The 269-nt window shown below is 66.5% G+C and carries 1 protein-coding gene; it reads left to right on the top strand.

All coding sequences use genetic code 11. The features are described 5' to 3' along the window. A partial coding sequence (locus tag KVP70_RS33670; protein ID WP_217946772.1) for a hypothetical protein occupies nt 1-269 on the top strand: 269 nt, incomplete at both ends.

Genomic DNA, 269 nt, shown 5'->3' with positions numbered 1-269 from the left:
CAAGTTGCCGCGCTGTCGACCAACCAGATCGCCGCGCTGAGCACCGCCGCCGTGTCCGGTTTGACCACCAACCAGATCGTCGCGCTGACCACAGCCCAGGCAAGCTCGCTGAGCACCGCGCAAGTGGCCGGTCTGACGACCTCCGCCATCGCCGCGCTGGAAACGGCCGACTTCGCCGCACTGAAGTCCGACGCGATCGCCGCACTGAGCGCCAATCAGGTCAAGGCGCTGACCACGAATCAAGTGGTGGCGCTGACTACCGCCGAAGC

It is taken from the genome of Duganella violaceipulchra, from assembly GCF_019166075.1.
GTDB lineage: Bacteria > Pseudomonadota > Gammaproteobacteria > Burkholderiales > Burkholderiaceae_D > Rugamonas > Rugamonas violaceipulchra.
This window is presented reverse-complemented; position numbering and strand designations above follow the sequence as displayed.